10 protein-coding genes are annotated in these 14,160 nt (G+C 69.3%); 2 read left to right on the top strand and 8 right to left on the bottom strand.

What is annotated here, in order from left to right; translation table 11 throughout:
- Positions 1 to 38: 38 nt before the first annotated feature.
- The gene (locus AGI3411_RS12385) at positions 39 to 2,600 is read left to right on the top strand and encodes a penicillin G acylase (protein WP_129527664.1); all 2,562 of its coding nucleotides are present in this window, start codon (positions 39 to 41) and stop codon (positions 2,598 to 2,600) included.
- Here the strand turns inward: AGI3411_RS12385 and cydC are convergent.
- Positions 2,572 to 6,180: a thiol reductant ABC exporter subunit CydC gene (cydC, locus tag AGI3411_RS12380; RefSeq protein ID WP_129527663.1), complete on the bottom strand. Its 3,609-nt coding sequence runs from the start codon at positions 6,178 to 6,180 to the stop codon at positions 2,572 to 2,574. The two genes, AGI3411_RS12385 and cydC, sit on opposite strands and share 29 nt — an antisense overlap.
- Before the next feature lie 92 nt (positions 6,181 to 6,272).
- On the opposite strand from cydC, the gene AGI3411_RS12375 reads away from it, so the two are divergent.
- Complete coding sequence (locus AGI3411_RS12375; protein ID WP_129527662.1) at positions 6,273 to 7,241, top strand: LysR substrate-binding domain-containing protein; 969 nt, start codon at positions 6,273 to 6,275, stop codon at positions 7,239 to 7,241.
- Positions 7,242 to 7,278: 37 nt separating this feature from the next.
- On the opposite strand, the gene AGI3411_RS12370 is transcribed toward AGI3411_RS12375, so the two are convergent.
- From AGI3411_RS12370 to AGI3411_RS12340, 7 genes are read right to left on the bottom strand one after another with little or no spacing between them, the layout of a single operon-like run.
- Positions 7,279 to 8,007: a GntR family transcriptional regulator gene (locus tag AGI3411_RS12370; protein ID WP_129527661.1), complete on the bottom strand. Its 729-nt coding sequence runs from the start codon at positions 8,005 to 8,007 to the stop codon at positions 7,279 to 7,281.
- Complete coding sequence (locus AGI3411_RS12365; protein ID WP_129527660.1) at positions 8,004 to 9,533, bottom strand: AMP-binding protein; 1,530 nt, start codon at positions 9,531 to 9,533, stop codon at positions 8,004 to 8,006. Before AGI3411_RS12365 ends, AGI3411_RS12370 begins: the two co-directional genes overlap by 4 nt.
- A 31-nt stretch (positions 9,534 to 9,564) precedes the next feature.
- Entirely contained in the window at positions 9,565 to 10,803 is a 1,239-nt protein-coding gene (locus tag AGI3411_RS12360) for a thiolase family protein (protein ID WP_129527659.1), read from the bottom strand.
- Complete coding sequence (locus AGI3411_RS12355) at positions 10,800 to 11,507, bottom strand: ABC transporter ATP-binding protein (protein WP_129527658.1); 708 nt, start codon at positions 11,505 to 11,507, stop codon at positions 10,800 to 10,802. The genes AGI3411_RS12360 and AGI3411_RS12355 overlap by 4 nt, the downstream gene beginning before the upstream one ends.
- Complete coding sequence (locus AGI3411_RS12350; protein WP_129527657.1) at positions 11,504 to 12,259, bottom strand: ABC transporter ATP-binding protein; 756 nt, start codon at positions 12,257 to 12,259, stop codon at positions 11,504 to 11,506. Before AGI3411_RS12350 ends, AGI3411_RS12355 begins: the two co-directional genes overlap by 4 nt.
- A complete protein-coding gene (locus AGI3411_RS12345; protein WP_129527656.1) occupies positions 12,256 to 13,272 on the bottom strand; it encodes a branched-chain amino acid ABC transporter permease in 1,017 nt (338 codons plus the stop codon). The genes AGI3411_RS12350 and AGI3411_RS12345 overlap by 4 nt, the downstream gene beginning before the upstream one ends.
- A complete protein-coding gene (locus AGI3411_RS12340) occupies positions 13,269 to 14,126 on the bottom strand; it encodes a branched-chain amino acid ABC transporter permease (RefSeq protein WP_129527655.1) in 858 nt (285 codons plus the stop codon). The genes AGI3411_RS12345 and AGI3411_RS12340 overlap by 4 nt, the downstream gene beginning before the upstream one ends.
- Positions 14,127 to 14,160 lie beyond the last annotated feature (34 nt).

Genomic DNA, 14,160 nt, shown 5'->3' with positions numbered 1-14,160 from the left:
CACCGCGCGGCGGCCTATCAATCCGGAGACAGATTCAAATGAAGCAGCAAGTGTTGTTGGCCGCCGCCCTGGCGGCCTGCGCGTCGGTGGGCGCGCACGCCCAGGAAAGCCGTCAGGCGGCTCCGCAGGCTAGCGCTCCGGCCGCGGCGGGCGGGCAGGCCACGATCCGCCGGGACGGCTATGGCATGCCGCATGTGTATGCCAATACGGTTTACGGCATCTTCTATGGCTACGGTTACGCGGTAGCGCAGGACCGCCTGTTCCAGATGGAGATGGCGCGGCGCAGCACCCAGGGCCGCGTGGCCGAGGTGCTGGGCCAGTCCATGGTGGCGTTCGACAAGTCCATCCGCGGCAACTTTTCGCCGGAGCGCATCCAGCGCCAACTGGCCGCGCTGCCTGCCTCGGAACGCCAGATACTCGACGGCTACGCGGCCGGCATGAACGCGTGGATCGCGCGGGTGCGCGCCGAGCCGGGCACGCTGATGCCCAAGGAATTCAATGACCTGGGGTTCCAGCCTGCCGACTGGACGGCCTACGACGTGGCGATGGTGTTCGTGGGCACCATGGCCAACCGCTTTTCCGACGCCAATAGCGAGATCGACAACCTGGCGCTGCTGACGGCGTTGAAGGACCGGCACGGCGATGCGCGCGCGATGCAGATCTTCAACCAGCTGCGCTGGATGACCGACAGTCGGGCGCCCACTACGGTGCCCGAGGAGGAGGGCGTCTACCGGCCTGACGGCGCCGGGCCGCCGGCCAGGCTGTCCTATGCCTTGCCGCGCTACGACGGCACGCCGCCCATGCTGGAGCGCGTGGCGCGCGATCCGCAGACTCGGGGCGTGGTGGACGAACCCCCGGCCGACGCGCGGAAGCTGCTGCTGGCGCAGTTCGCCGAGTCGGGCCAGCCGGGCATCGCCGGCTTTCCCACCACCAGCAATATGTGGATCGTGGGACGCGAGCACGCCAAGGACGCGCGCTCGATCCTGCTGAACGGGCCGCAGTTCGGCTGGTGGAACCCGGCCTATACCTATGGCATCGGGCTGCACGGCGCGGGATTCGATGTGGTGGGCAATACCCCGTTCGCCTATCCCAGCATTCTGTTCGGCCACAACGCGCACGTGACCTGGGGCTCCACCGCGGGCTTCGGCGACGATGTGGACATCTATGCGGAAAAGCTGGATCCCGCCGACCGCACGCGCTACTTCCACGACGGCCAGTGGAAGACGATGGAAAAGCGTACCGAGCTTATCCAGGTCAAGGACGGGCAGCCCGTGATGATGGACGTGTACCGCACGGTGCACGGTATCGTCGCCAAGTTCGACGAGAAGCAGAACGTGGCCTATGCCAAGGCGCGCGCGTGGGAGGGCTATGAGCTGCAATCGCTGATGGCCTGGACCCACAAGGCGCAATCGCGCAACTGGGGCGAATGGAAGCAGCAGGCGGCGCGCCACGCCCTGACCATCAACTGGTATTACGCGGACGACCGGGGCAACATCGGCTACGCCCACACGGGCTTCTATCCCAAGCGCCGTCCGGGCCACGACCCGCGCCTGCCGGTGCCGGGCACCGGCGAGATGGACTGGACCGGCATGCTGCCCTTCGCGACGAATCCGCAGGTCTACAACCCGCGCCAGGGCTTCATCGCCAACTGGAACAACCAGCCCATGCGCGGCTATCCGTCCACCGACCTGTTCGCCATTGTGTGGGGCCAGGCCGACCGCTACGCAGAAATCGAGACGCGCCTGAAAGCCATGACCGCGCACGGCGGCAAGGTCAGCGCCCAGCAGATGTGGGACCTGATCCGCACCACCAGCTACGCCGACGTCAACCGCCGCCATTTCCTGCCCTTCCTGCAGCAGGCGGTGCAGGGCTTGCCGGCCGACGATGCCCGCGCCCGGATGGTGGCGGGGCTGGCGTCCTGGGACGGCATGGGCACCAGCGAAAAACAGCCCGGCTTTTACGACAACGCCGGGCCGGCCGTGATGGACGCGTGGTTGCGCGCCATGCTCAAACGCACCCTGGCCGACGAGATGCCCGCCGACTTTTTCAAGTGGTACAGCGCCACCGGCTACCCCACGCCGGCCGCGCCCGCCACGGGCTCGGTCAACCTGACCGTGGGCACCAAGGTGCTGTACAACGCGTTGGCCGGACGCGATGCCGGCGTGCCGCAGCAGTACGACTTTTTCAACGGGCAGGCGCCGCAAGCCGTGACGCTCGCCGCGCTGGACGACGCGCTTGCGGCCTTGCGCAAGGCCTACGGGGACGACCCCGCCGGATGGCGCGTCCCGGCGCCGCCCATGGTGTTCGCGCCCAAGAACTTCCTGGGCGTGCCGCAGGCGAACGACAAGGCGGTGCTGAGCTATCCGGCCACGCAGAACCGTGGCACCGAGAACAACATGACGGTGTTCGACGCCCAGGGCGTGCGCGCGGTAGACGTCGTGGCACCGGGGCAGAGCGGCTTCGTCGCCCCGGACGGCACGCCGTCGCTCCACACCCGCGACCAGTTCGACCTTTACGCCACCTTTGGCAGCAAGCGCGTCTGGTTCACGGAGGCGGAAGTGCGGGCCAACGCTAAGTCGGTAGAGACGTTGCGCTACTGACCGCGTAGCCGCCCTGGTGGCTGGCCAGGCGCGCATAGACCCCTTGCCGCTTGAGCAACTGGTCGTGCGTGCCGGCCTCGGCCAGCGTGCCGCGCTCCAGCACCAGGATGAGGTCGGCGTCGCGGATCGTCGAGAGGCGGTGCGCGATGACCAGCGTCGTCCGGTGCTGCATCAGCACGTCCAGCGCGCCGCGCACCTGCATTTCCGACAGCGTGTCCAGGTGCGAGGTGGCCTCGTCCAGGATCAGTACCGGCGCGTTCTTCAGGAAGGCGCGGGCGATCGAGATGCGCTGGCGCTGTCCGCCGGACAATTGCATGCCGCGCTCGCCTACGCGCGTGGCCATGCCGTCCGGCAGGCTGCGCACGAAGTCCGCCAGCGCGGCCTGTTCCAGCGCGCGCGCCAGTTCCTCGGGCGTGGCCTCGGGCCGCGCCAGGCGGATATTGCCTTCCAGCGTGTCGTTGAACAGGTAGGTATCCTGCGTGACGAGCGCCACGCGTTCGCGCAGGCCGTCCAGCCGCAGCTGACGCACGTCCACGCCGTCCAGCTTCACCGCGCCCGAGCGCGGATCCCAGAAGCGCAGCAGCAGGCTGGCCACGGTGCTCTTGCCCGCGCCCGACGCGCCCACCACGGCGACGGTGGCGCCGGCCGGCACCTTGAAGCTCAGGTCGCGCAAGGTGTCCTCGCGCTTGCCCGGGTAGGCGAAGCTGACGCGCTCGAACGCCAGCGACAGGCCGTGCGCGGCGACGGGCGCGGCCAGCGGGCCGTCGGTAACGGGTTCGGGCTCATTGGCGACGACGTGCAGGCGGCGGGTGGCGGCGATGGTGTCGGCCAACTGCCGGCTGACCTGGGAGATTTCCGATACCGGCAGGAAAGTGGCCAGGGCGATCAGCACCAGCAGCGGCAGCATGCTGGCCGACAGCGCGCCGGCCGAGACTTGCAGCGCGCCCACTACCGCCACGGCCAGGCCGCCCAGGCCCATCGCCACCTCGAACCAGGCCGTCTGGCTGGACAGGTCGCGCAGGATGGCAAGGCGGCGGACGCGGTAGCGGTCGGCCACTTCCAGGAACTGGTCGCGGCGCCGGCCCGTGGCCTGGAAGGCGGTCAGGTCGGCCAGGCCCTGGATGGTGTCGGTGGCGTGCGCGCTCATTTCTCCGAGGGCGTGCCGGGCCTTGTCGCCCAGCGCGTCGACCTTGCGGCGCCCGCGTACCGGGGACACCAGCGCATAGGCGAGAAAGGGCAGCAGCGCCAGCGCCACGGGCCAGCTGTACATGCCCAGGAAGCCCAGCACCGATAGCGGCACCAGCACCGACACGATGGCCGGCGCGATGGTGTGCGCATAGAAATACTCCACCATCTCCACGTCCTGGGTGGCCAGCGCCACCAGGTCCCCGGAACGGCGCTGCAACAGGTAGGCCGGCGCCAGCCGCTCCAGCTTGTCGTAGAGCTTGACCCGCATGTCGGCCAGCAGCTGGTAGGCCATCGCATGGGCCAACCAGGACTCCAGCCAGTGGAACAGCGCGGCCAGGGGCGCGGTGATCAGCAGGCCGACGACCAGCGCGGACACATCCCGTCCGTCGCGGATGGCGGCGACGATCAGCGCGCTGAAGACGCCCACGCCGATGAAGGCGGCAACGCGCGCCACACCCAGCAGGATGGTGGCCGCCAAGGTGCCGCGCCACGGGCGCACCACCGACAGCAGCGTGCCCAGGGTGCCGCGCCAGCCCACCTGGGCGGCGTCGTCGTCCAGCGACCGCAGCGCCGGCCCCTGCGCGCCGGAGCCGGCATCGGGCGCGGCGTCGTTCTGCTCGGGGGCGGCCGCCGCGGCCGCCGGAGCCTGGCCCGCGGCCGGGTTCCGGTGCGCCTCGGCCTGTTCGCGCATCAGGCGGTAGTACAGGCCGCCTCGCGCCATCAGCTCGGCATGCGCGCCGGCTTCCACGACGCGGCCCTGGTCCAGGACCAGGCAGCGGTCCGCACCGATGACGCTGGCCAGCCGGTGCGCCAGGATCAGCGTCGTGCGGCCGGCCATCAACCGGTCGAGCGCCTGCTGGATGAGCGCTTCGTTTTCGGTGTCGACCGAGGACAGCGCTTCGTCCAGGATCAGGATGGGGGCGTCGCGCAGCAGGGCGCGGGCGATCGCCACGCGCTGGCGCTGGCCGCCGGACAACTGGAGGCCGCGCTCGCCGATGCGGGTGGCGTAGCCGTCGGGCAGCGCCATGATGAAATCGTCGATGTTGGCGGCGCGGGCGGCGGCGCGCACCTGTTCGTGCGTGGCGTCCGGGCGTCCCAGCCGCAGGTTGTCGTCGATGGTGCCGTGGAACAGCGTGATGTCCTGGCTGACCAGCGCGATGTGCGACAGTAGCGCCTGCGTATCGAGTGCATTCACGTCGTGGCCGCCGACGCGGATGCTGCCGGCCTGCGGCACGCATTCGCGCAGCAGCAGGCGCACGATGGTGGACTTGCCCGCGCCGCTGGGACCCACCACGCCGACCCGTTCGCCCGCCGCGATGCGGAAGGTCAGGCCCTGGTGGGCGGGACGTTCGGGCGTGTAGGAGAACGCCACGCCGTCGAATTCGATGGTGGGCGCCAGCCGCGCCGGGGCGTCGCCCGCGGCCCGCGGCGCGGGCGTGAGCGGCTGCGCGTCCATCAGGGCGTGGATGCTGACGGCCGCCGATTGGCCCAGCATGCCCCGGTGCAGCACCGAGCGCAGGTCGCGCAGCGGGCGGAAGATTTCGGTGCCGGCCATCAGCACGATCAGCAGCGCCTCCACGCTCATGTCGCCGGCGGCCACGCGCCAGGCGCCCAGCGTCAGGGCCAGCGCCGCGCCCAGGGCCACGCCCAGGTCGCTGATGCCGCGCGTCAGCAGGCTGACCGACAGCACCCAGAAGGTGTTGTCCGAGAGGCTGCGGGCGCGGGCGGCCAGCCGCTCGCCCCAGGCCTTGCCCTGGCCGTAGGACTTCAAGGTGGGCAGGCCTTGCACCGCGTCGAGGAAGTCCTCGCCGAAATCGTTCAGCGCCCGGGTGCGGGCCAGGCTGGCGCGGCGGTCCAGCATATGCACGGCCATCGGCCCGAACAGCGCGAACAGCGCCGCCGCCAGGAAGACCAGTGCGGTCGGTACGTCCCAGAACGCGATCACGGCGAAGATGGCGAAGGGCGCCGCGGCCGCGATGGCGACCTGTGGCAGGTACTGGCCGAAGAAGGTCTGCAATTGCTCGACGCCGTCCACCACCGTCAGCATCACGCCGCCCGTGCGCTGGTTGGCGAACCAGGCCGGCCCCAGGCTGACGATGCGGTCGTAGAGCCGGCCGCGCAGCGCCTGCTGCACCTCGGCCGAGCAGCGGTTGGCCTGCACGGTGCGCCAGTGATCGAAGCCCGCCCGCAGCAGCACCATGGCCGCCGCGCACAGCGCGGGCGTCAGCCAGTCCTGCCACGGCGCGCCCTCGAAGACCCGGGCCAGCAGTTGCCCCAGGAATACGTAGCGCGCAATGCCGGCCGCCAGGGCCAGCAGCCCCAGGAAAATACCGCCCGCCATGCCGGCGCGCAGGCCCTCGGTCAGCCGCCAAAGCCGTGAATCGAAATACATTGCAATCTCCTTCCAGAGCTTGCATGGTCCCCGATCCGGCGCGCCGGCGAAAGCGATAGTTTTTCAATCTTGGGTTGAGATAAACTCAACCCATGGCCGACCTTCCCAACCGCACTCCGCCGCTCGCCGCGCTGCGCGCCTTCGAGGCCGTGGCCCGCCTGGGCAGCCTGAGCCGCGCCGCCGCCGAACTCAACGTTACCAAGAGCGCCGTCAGCCACCAGTTGCGGGCGCTGGAGGCCGACCTGGGCGCCACGCTGCTGCGCCGCGGGGGCACGGCGCGGCGCGCCGAACCCACCGGCGCGGGCGCCGATCTGCTGGCCTCGGTGCAACAGGCCTTGACCCTGCTGGAAACCGCCTGCCGCAATGTGCGGGCGACGGCCCGCGGCAAGCGGCGCTATACCCTGAACGTGTCCGCCAACCCTTCGCTGGCCGCCCTGTGGCTGGCGCCGCGCATCGGCCGGTTCATCGAACTGCACCCCGACATCGACATCCAGGTGTACCTGCATGCCAGCCAGGATCCGGCCTGGAAGAGCCAGGACATCGACCTGGCCTTCCTGCACGTGCGCGCCATGGGGCCGCACAACGCGGAGCCGGGCGACATCCCGCTCATGACCGAGACGGTGGTGCCGGTGTGCAGCCCCGCGCTGGTCGCGCCGTCCGAGCGCGCCGATCCGCGGGTGTTCACGCGCCATCGCTGGCTGGAGGAAAAGCACATCGACAGCCCCGAGACCGACTGGCGCAATTGGAGCCCGCGCCTCGGGCTGGCCGAGGCGGACTGGCAGGAGCCGATGGTGTTGAGCGGCATGAGCACGGTGGCGGCCGCCGCTGCGGCCGGCGTGGGCATCGCGCTGGGGCGGGCGCCGCTGATCGACGAGGAACTGGCCAGCGGCCGGCTGGTGCCCCTGGTGCCGCAGCTGCGCATGGCGGGGTCCTGGGGGTACGTGATGCGCATCCAGGCCAACCGCCCGATGGACGCGTCCCTGCCGGCGCTGGTGGAGTTTTTGTTGGAGGAGGGGCGCAGCACCGGCGCGTGGCAGCACCAGGCGGGCCAGGCGCGCTGACGCCGCCGCGGTGTCCCGGACCAGCCTTGCGGCCCGCTCAGTCCGCGCCGCCCTTGCCGCGGGGCGGGGAACTGATGGTGACCGCCGACGTCACGATCAGCTCCATCAGGATGTCGCGCGCCAGGTTCTCGGCATAGTCGTTGCGCGCTTCGGCGGTGGCGATCGCGCGTTCCACCGAGCCTTCCACGATGGCGTTGATCTGCTGGATGTGCAGTTCGCAGATCTGCACCAGGTCCGGATGGCGCTTCTGGTGGAAGTACAGGAAGCGGCGCGCCAGCGTCTGGAGCATGGCATGGAACTCCGCCGCGTAGCTGTTGCGCGCGGCGGCGCCGATCTGGCTGGTCAGGGTGAAATGCAGGCGCATGTACATGCGCATGTCGTTGACCGCCTTCAGCGCTTCCAGCTCGCGGGCCAGGCGCGCGAGTTCGGCGCGTTCGGTATCGTCGGCCCATTGCGCGGCCTGCGCCACGATGAGCCGCTCGATTTCCCGGCGGGCCTGGATGATCTTCAACTGGCCCTGGTAATCGATCTCCGAAATGAAGATGCCCTGGCGCGGGGCGATCTCCACCAGCCGCTGGAATGCGAGCTTCTGCAGCGCGTCGCGCACCGGCGAGCGGCCGATGCCCACGCGCTCGCTCAGGGTGGTCTCCGACCACTGGCTGCCCGGAGGCAGCTCGCCGGTGACGATCATTTCCTCCAGGGCGCAATAGGCCTTTTCGGTCTGGCTGACGGCGGTGCGGCCAAAGAGGGGGGCGGACGAATTCATGGAGTCGGGAGCGCGCGTTGTTGAAGTTCGCGTTTTAACACTTTGCCCGTGCTGTTTTTCGGCAGTTCCTCCAGGAAGACATAGCGCTTGGGGCGCTTGAAGCGGGCGATGGAGGCCAGGCAGAGCCGGTCCAGGTCCTGGGCCTGCGCCTGCGCGCCGGGCTTGAGCACCACGAAGGCCAGCACCGATTCGCCCCATTCCGGGTCGGGCGTGCCCACCACCGATACTTCCTGGATGGCGTCGTGGCGCATCAGCGCTTCCTCTACCTCACGGGGATAGATATTGGTGCCGCCGCTGATGATGACGTCCTTGGAGCGGTCTTTCAGGTGCAGCAGGCCGCGGGTGTCCAGGGTGCCGATGTCGCCGGTATGGAGCCAGCCGTCGGCCAGGGTGTCGGCGGTGGCGCGCGGGTTGTTCCAGTAGCCCAGCATCACCGTCGGCCCCTTTACGGTCACTTCGCCCAGTTCGCCGGGCGCCGCCGGCTGGCCAGCGCCGTTGCGCAGTTCGACCGCCATGGACGTCTGGACGTAGCCTACCGAGCCCAGCAGCGCGTCGTCGTTGCTGGCTACGGCCTCGGCGACCTGGGCTGCCGACAGCGCGGAGATCGACATGGGGCTTTCTCCCTGGCCGTAGATCTGCGCCACGCGCGGGCCGAAGCAGGCGACCGCGTCCTTGATGTCTTCCACATAGAAGGGCGCGCCGCCCACGATGAGGGCGCGCAGGCCGGGCGGCGGCCCGCCGGCCTGGCGGGCATGGCGCACCATGCGCTGCACGATGGTGGGGGATGCGAACAGGCTGACCCGGTCGTAATGCGTCAGCAGCGCGCACAGTTCGTCCTCGTCCAGCCCGCCGCTGTCGGGGACGATCTGCAGGGCGCCGTGCAGCCAGTACGGGATGCTGTAGAGGCCGCCGCCGTGCGACAGCGGCGCCACATGGACCATGGCGTCGCCGGACGCCACGGCCTGCACGTCGGCGTAGAAGTTCAGGCACATGCCCACCAGGTTGGCGTGGCTGAGCATGACGCCCTTGGGTTTGCCCGTGGTGCCGCTGGTGTAGAACAGCCAGGCCAGTTCCTGCGGCGGACGCGGTTCCAGCGCCAGCGCCGGGCCGCGGGCGCCCTCCGCGTAGGCGGCGGATTCCACGTCCATCACGCGCACTGCCTCCAGACTGCCGGCAACGGGGGCGAGCGCGTCGGCCACCTCGCCTTGTGACAGGCACAGCCGCGCGCCGCTATCGCGCAGGATGTATTCGAGCTCATTGGGATGCAGCTTGGCATTGACGGGCACGGCGCACAGCCCGGCGTGCCAGATGGCAAGCATGGATTCGATGTAGCTGGGGTGGTTGCGCAGCGCCAACATGACGCGCTGTCCGGGCTGCAGGCCCATAGGGCCGCGCAGCCAGCCGGCCAGCGCCTGGACGCGGGCCTGAAGTTGGGCATAGGTGAGGGGATCCCGGGTGCCGGCGGCCAGCGCGGGACGGTCGGCGTGCATGAGGGCGCTGCGGTGAAAGAGAGAGCTGAGATGCATGGCGGTCTCTGGGTTGGAAGGGGGGCGGAGTTCAATGGCCGAGGAGGGTGATGCAGGTGACCGCTTCCTCCACGCCGTTGAATCCTCCGCCATTCTCGGCGACGGCGAAGCGCGCGCCTTCGACCTGGCGGGCGCCGGCCTCGCCGCGCAGCTGGGTCACCATTTCATGGACCTGGGCCAGGCCCGTGGCGCCGATGGGATGGCCGCGCGACAGCAGGCCGCCGGACACATTGATGGGGATGCGCCCGCCCAGGCTGGTGGCGCCGGATTCCGCCATGGGGCCGCCTTCGCCGAAGGCGCAGAACCCCAGGGCTTCGGTCTGCTGGATTTCCGCGAACGCGGTGGCGTCGTGGACTTCCGCCAGGGACATGTCCCCGGGGCCGACGCCGGCGCGTTCGTACGCCTCCATCGCCGCGAGGTGGCAAAGGTGGCGGTCATAGCGGTCCGCGGGGCGGTCCGTGGCGGTGCGCAGCACGCTGGCGTACAGGCGGACCGCTCGCGCGCGTTGCAGGCGCTTCAGACCCTGGGCGTTGCAGACGATCGCGGCGGCCGCGCCGTCGCTGATGGGCGCGCACATGGGCAGCGTCAGGGGCCAGGAGACGGGGCGCGCGGCCAGCGCTTCGTCGATGGTCAGCGGGTACTGGAACTGCGCCAGCGGATTGAGCGTGGAATGCATGTGGTTTTTGGCGGCCACCGCGGCGAGCTGGCGCTGCGTGGTGCCGAAGGTCTTCATGTGCAGGCGCGCCAGGCTGGCGTAGATGTCCATGAACACGCTGCGCTTGCCGGGCTCCTCGAAGCCGGGCGGCGGCGTCACATCGGGCGCCAGCGCCATCAGCCGGGCCATCTGGGCCGGCGCGTCGTGCACGTCCCAGGCGCCGTCGAACACGGCGAAGCTCTTGGCCTTGTCATCCGAGAACAGCTTGTCGACGCCCACCGCCAGGCAGATGTCGCCCGCGCCCGAGGCGACATACAGGTGCGCGGCGTTCAGCGCGGTGCTGGAGCTGGCGCAGGCGTTTTCCACGTTGGTGACCGGAATGCCGGTGATGCCCATCGCTTTCAGCGCGACCTGGCCCGCCACCATGTACTGGCCTTCGATCGAACCTTGGCCGGCCGTGGCGAAATAGGCTGCCTGCAGGCCGGCGGCATCGCAGCCCGCGTCCGCCAATGCCTGGGTGACCGCGTCGCGCACCAGGTCCTTGACGCTCTTGCCGGGCTGCTTGTCGAAGCGGGTGATGCCCACGCCCGCGATATAGGTGGTGTCGTTGCTCATGATGGGATACCGGTGGTGAGAATGGATTCGATGACGTGGCGCTCGGCCTCGACTTGCGCGGCCGATCCGCTCCAGGCGACCTCGCCGTGGTCGAGCACGTACTGGCGATGCGCAAGGCGGGCGGGTACTTTCAGGTTCTGTTCGACCAATACGATGCCGGTGCCCTGACGGTGGACTTCGGTGAAGACGCCGATGAGCTCATTGACGATGCGCGGCGCCAGACCCTCGGTGGGTTCGTCCAGCAGCAGAATGCGGGGATTGCCGAGCAGGGCGCGCGCGATCGACAGCATCTGCTGCTCGCCGCCCGACAGCTGGTCGCCGTCGAAGCCGATGCGCTCCTGCAATCGGGGAAAAACCTGTAGCACCTTGTCCGTGGTCCAGTAGCCGGGCCGGTGCGCCAGCGCGCCCATCCTCAGGTTCTCCCGCACGGTCAGGTTGGGAAAAATGCGGCGGGTGTCGGGCACCAGCGCGATGCCGTCGCGGCTGATCTGTTCGACGGCGCGGCGCGTGGCGTCCTGGCCGGCGACGAGCCGGCTTCCCGACGACAGCGGCAGCAGCCCGATCAGCGTCTTCAGTACGGTGGACTTGCCGGCGCCGTTGCGCCCCACGATGGCGACGATCTCGTCCTGGCCCGCGCGCAGCGTGATGTCCTTGAGCGCCAGCGCCTGGCCGTAATGCACGCCGGCGTGCTGCAGTTCGATCATGCCGCCACCTCTTCGCCCAGATAGACCGCGCGCACCGTGGCGTCGTCGCGGATGGCTTGCGGCGGGCCTTCCGCCACCTTGCGGCCGTTGGACAGCACCACGATGTGTTCCGAAAGCGTCATGATCACGTCCATGTTGTGTTCGATCAGCAGCACCGTGCGCCCCGCGGCGGCGTGCCGGATCAGGCGGGTCGCGGCCCCGATCTCGTGGTGGCCGACGCCGGCCAGGGGTTCGTCCAGCAGCAGGATGCGGGGATCGGGCAGCAGCGTCAGGCCCAGCTCTAGCGCGCGCTGCAGTCCATAGGACAAGGTGCCGGCGACGGTGTCCCGCCAGGGCGCGAGGTCCGTCAGTTCCAGCATCGCGTCGATGGTGGAGGCCAGGCGCCGGTCGTAGCGCGGGGCCAGCCAGAAGGGCAGCAGGCGCGAATGGCTGATCTGCGCGGCGATGCGCAGGTTCTCCAGCACCGTCATTTCCGGGAAGATCTTTGTGATCTGGAAACTGCGGCCGATGCCGTGGCGGGCGCGCTCATAGGCGCGCAGCCGCGAGATGTCCGCGCCGTGGCACAGGATGCTGCCGCCATGGCCGGGAAGGTGTCCGGCCAGCACATTGAGCAGGGTGGTCTTGCCGGCGCCGTTGGGGCCGATCAGACCGTACACGCGTCCGGCCTCGAAGGCGTAGCTGAAGTCCTCGATGGCGCGCAGCGCGCCGAACGTGACGCTGACCTTGTCGCATTGCAGGGCGATGCCGCTCATGACAGGCTCCCTTCGCGAGGCGCGAGCGGCACGGCGGGCGCCGCCTGGCCGGCAGCCGGGGGCGCGGCGGGACGTTCCCGGCCCCAGCGGGCCTGCAGCGCACCCAGCACACCCTGCGGGAAATACAGCGTCGCCAGGATGAAGACCAGCCCCAGGATGCCGTACCAATAAGGCGTCCAGCCGCTGAGCCATTCCTTCAGGGCTTCGAAGAGCAGCACGCCGGCCACCGGCCCCCAGAGCGTGCCGGAGCCGCCCAGTAGGGTCATGATGATGACGTCGCCCGAGGTGGTCCAGTGCAGCATCTGCGGGTTCATGTACATCAGCACCGCGGCCAGCAGGCCGCCGGCCAGGCCGCCGACCGCGCCGGAAACGAGGAAGGCGATCTGCTTGAGGCGCTGCACGTTGTAGCCCAGCTGGCTGGCGCGGATCTCGTTCTGGCGCACGCCGGCCACCGCGCGGCCGAACGGCGAGGCGCGCAGCATCGCCATCAGGGCCATCACCAGGGCGAACACGGCCGCCACATACCAGTAGAAATTCACGGTATCGAAGAAGTCGATGCCGGCGAGTTCCGGACGGCCGATACCCGGCAATCCGTCGGCGCCGCCCGTCCATTCGCGCAGCTTGCTGTCCGCCAGGATGTACATGAGCTGCGACAGCGCCAGCGTGACGAGCGCGAAGAAAATCCCCGAGACCCGCAGCGCGAAGACGCTGAAGATCCAGGCGCAGGCGGCGCCCGCCAGGATGGCCAGCCCCAGCCCCGCCTCGAACGGCAGGCCGTAACGCTGGGTGGCCAGGGCCAGCGCATAGCCGCCCGTGCCCAGGAAGGCGGCGTGGCCGAAGGACACCATGCCCAGCAGGCCGAATACCAGGTCGAAGCCCACCGCGAAGATCGACCACACCATGATGAGGATGGTCAGGTTGAGCAGGAAATCGTTCTGCGTGCAGAAGGGGATCGCCAGCACCACGGCGGCGGCGCAGGCGGAGATCACGGCGTTTTGACGGGAGATCTTCATGCCAGCCTCGCTTGACGGGAAAACAGTCCCTGGGGACGCGTGAGCAGTGTGGCGATCAGCATGGCGAAGGTCAGGATGTCGACCCAGCTGGGCATGAAGGTGTAGCCCACCGCCCGGACCATGCCGATGAGCAGCGACGCCGCGACCACGCCGCGGATGTTGCCCAGCCCGCCGAGGATCACGACGATGAAGCAATCGATGATGGTGTTGGTGGCCATGCCCAATTCAATCGGGAACAGCGGGGCGGAGATGGCGCCCGCCAGGCCCGCCAGCGCGGCGCCCATGCCGAATACGGCGCTCCGGATGCGGGCGGCAGGCAGGCCCAGGATGCGCACCATCTCGCCGTCGCTGCTGGCCGCGCGCACCAGCATGCCGAAAGTGCTTTTTTCCAGTACGAAGAAGAGCGCGGCGCAGACCAGCAGGCCGAAGATGATCACGAACAAGCGGTAGACGGGGATGGTGCTGCCCGCCAGCTCGACCGTGCCCGCCAGCAGCGCGGGCATCGGCGTTTCCTGGTAACCCAGGCCCCAGATGATCTTCACGGCTTCGCTGATGACGAGAATGAAGCCGAAGGTCAGGATCAGCTGGTAGAAGTGGGGGCGGCTGTAGAGCGGCCGCAGCGCCAGCCGCTCCATCGCGACGCCGACCAGGCCGACGCCGGCCGTCGCCACGACTAGGCCGGCGATGAAGGATCCGGTGCGCAACTGGATGTCGAAGGCAAGATAGGCGCCCAGCATATATAGCGCGCCGTGGGCGAAGTTGATAACGCCCAGCATGCCGAAAATTAGCGTAAGGCCAGACGCCAGCAGGAACAGCAGCATTCCCAGGCTCAGGCCGATGATCACGGTGGACATGGCAGATATCCGTCAGGCGGCGCGCGGGCGCACC

Origin of the sequence: Achromobacter agilis (genome assembly GCF_900496965.1) — a bacterium.
GTDB lineage: Bacteria > Pseudomonadota > Gammaproteobacteria > Burkholderiales > Burkholderiaceae_B > Achromobacter > Achromobacter agilis.
The sequence above is the reverse complement of the archived record's forward strand: the minus strand, read 5'-3'. Positions and strand labels throughout refer to the sequence as shown.

Excerpts from the sequence above, each read along its gene's own strand:
- cydC (WP_129527663.1), bottom strand. The coding sequence starts at position 6,180 with ATGTATTTCGATTCACGGCTTTGGCGGCTGACCGAGGGCCTGCGCGCC.
- AGI3411_RS12365 (WP_129527660.1), bottom strand. The coding sequence starts at position 9,533 with ATGCATCTCAGCTCTCTCTTTCACCGCAGCGCCCTCATGCACGCCGAC.
- AGI3411_RS12345 (WP_129527656.1), bottom strand. The coding sequence starts at position 13,272 with ATGAAGATCTCCCGTCAAAACGCCGTGATCTCCGCCTGCGCCGCCGCC.
- AGI3411_RS12360 (WP_129527659.1), bottom strand. The coding sequence starts at position 10,803 with ATGAGCAACGACACCACCTATATCGCGGGCGTGGGCATCACCCGCTTC.
- AGI3411_RS12375 (WP_129527662.1), top strand. The coding sequence starts at position 6,273 with ATGGCCGACCTTCCCAACCGCACTCCGCCGCTCGCCGCGCTGCGCGCC.
- AGI3411_RS12340 (WP_129527655.1), bottom strand. The coding sequence starts at position 14,126 with ATGTCCACCGTGATCATCGGCCTGAGCCTGGGAATGCTGCTGTTCCTG.
- AGI3411_RS12350 (WP_129527657.1), bottom strand. The coding sequence starts at position 12,259 with ATGAGCGGCATCGCCCTGCAATGCGACAAGGTCAGCGTCACGTTCGGC.
- AGI3411_RS12355 (WP_129527658.1), bottom strand. The coding sequence starts at position 11,507 with ATGATCGAACTGCAGCACGCCGGCGTGCATTACGGCCAGGCGCTGGCG.
- AGI3411_RS12370 (WP_129527661.1), bottom strand. The coding sequence starts at position 8,007 with ATGAATTCGTCCGCCCCCCTCTTTGGCCGCACCGCCGTCAGCCAGACC.
- AGI3411_RS12385 (WP_129527664.1), top strand. The coding sequence starts at position 39 with ATGAAGCAGCAAGTGTTGTTGGCCGCCGCCCTGGCGGCCTGCGCGTCG.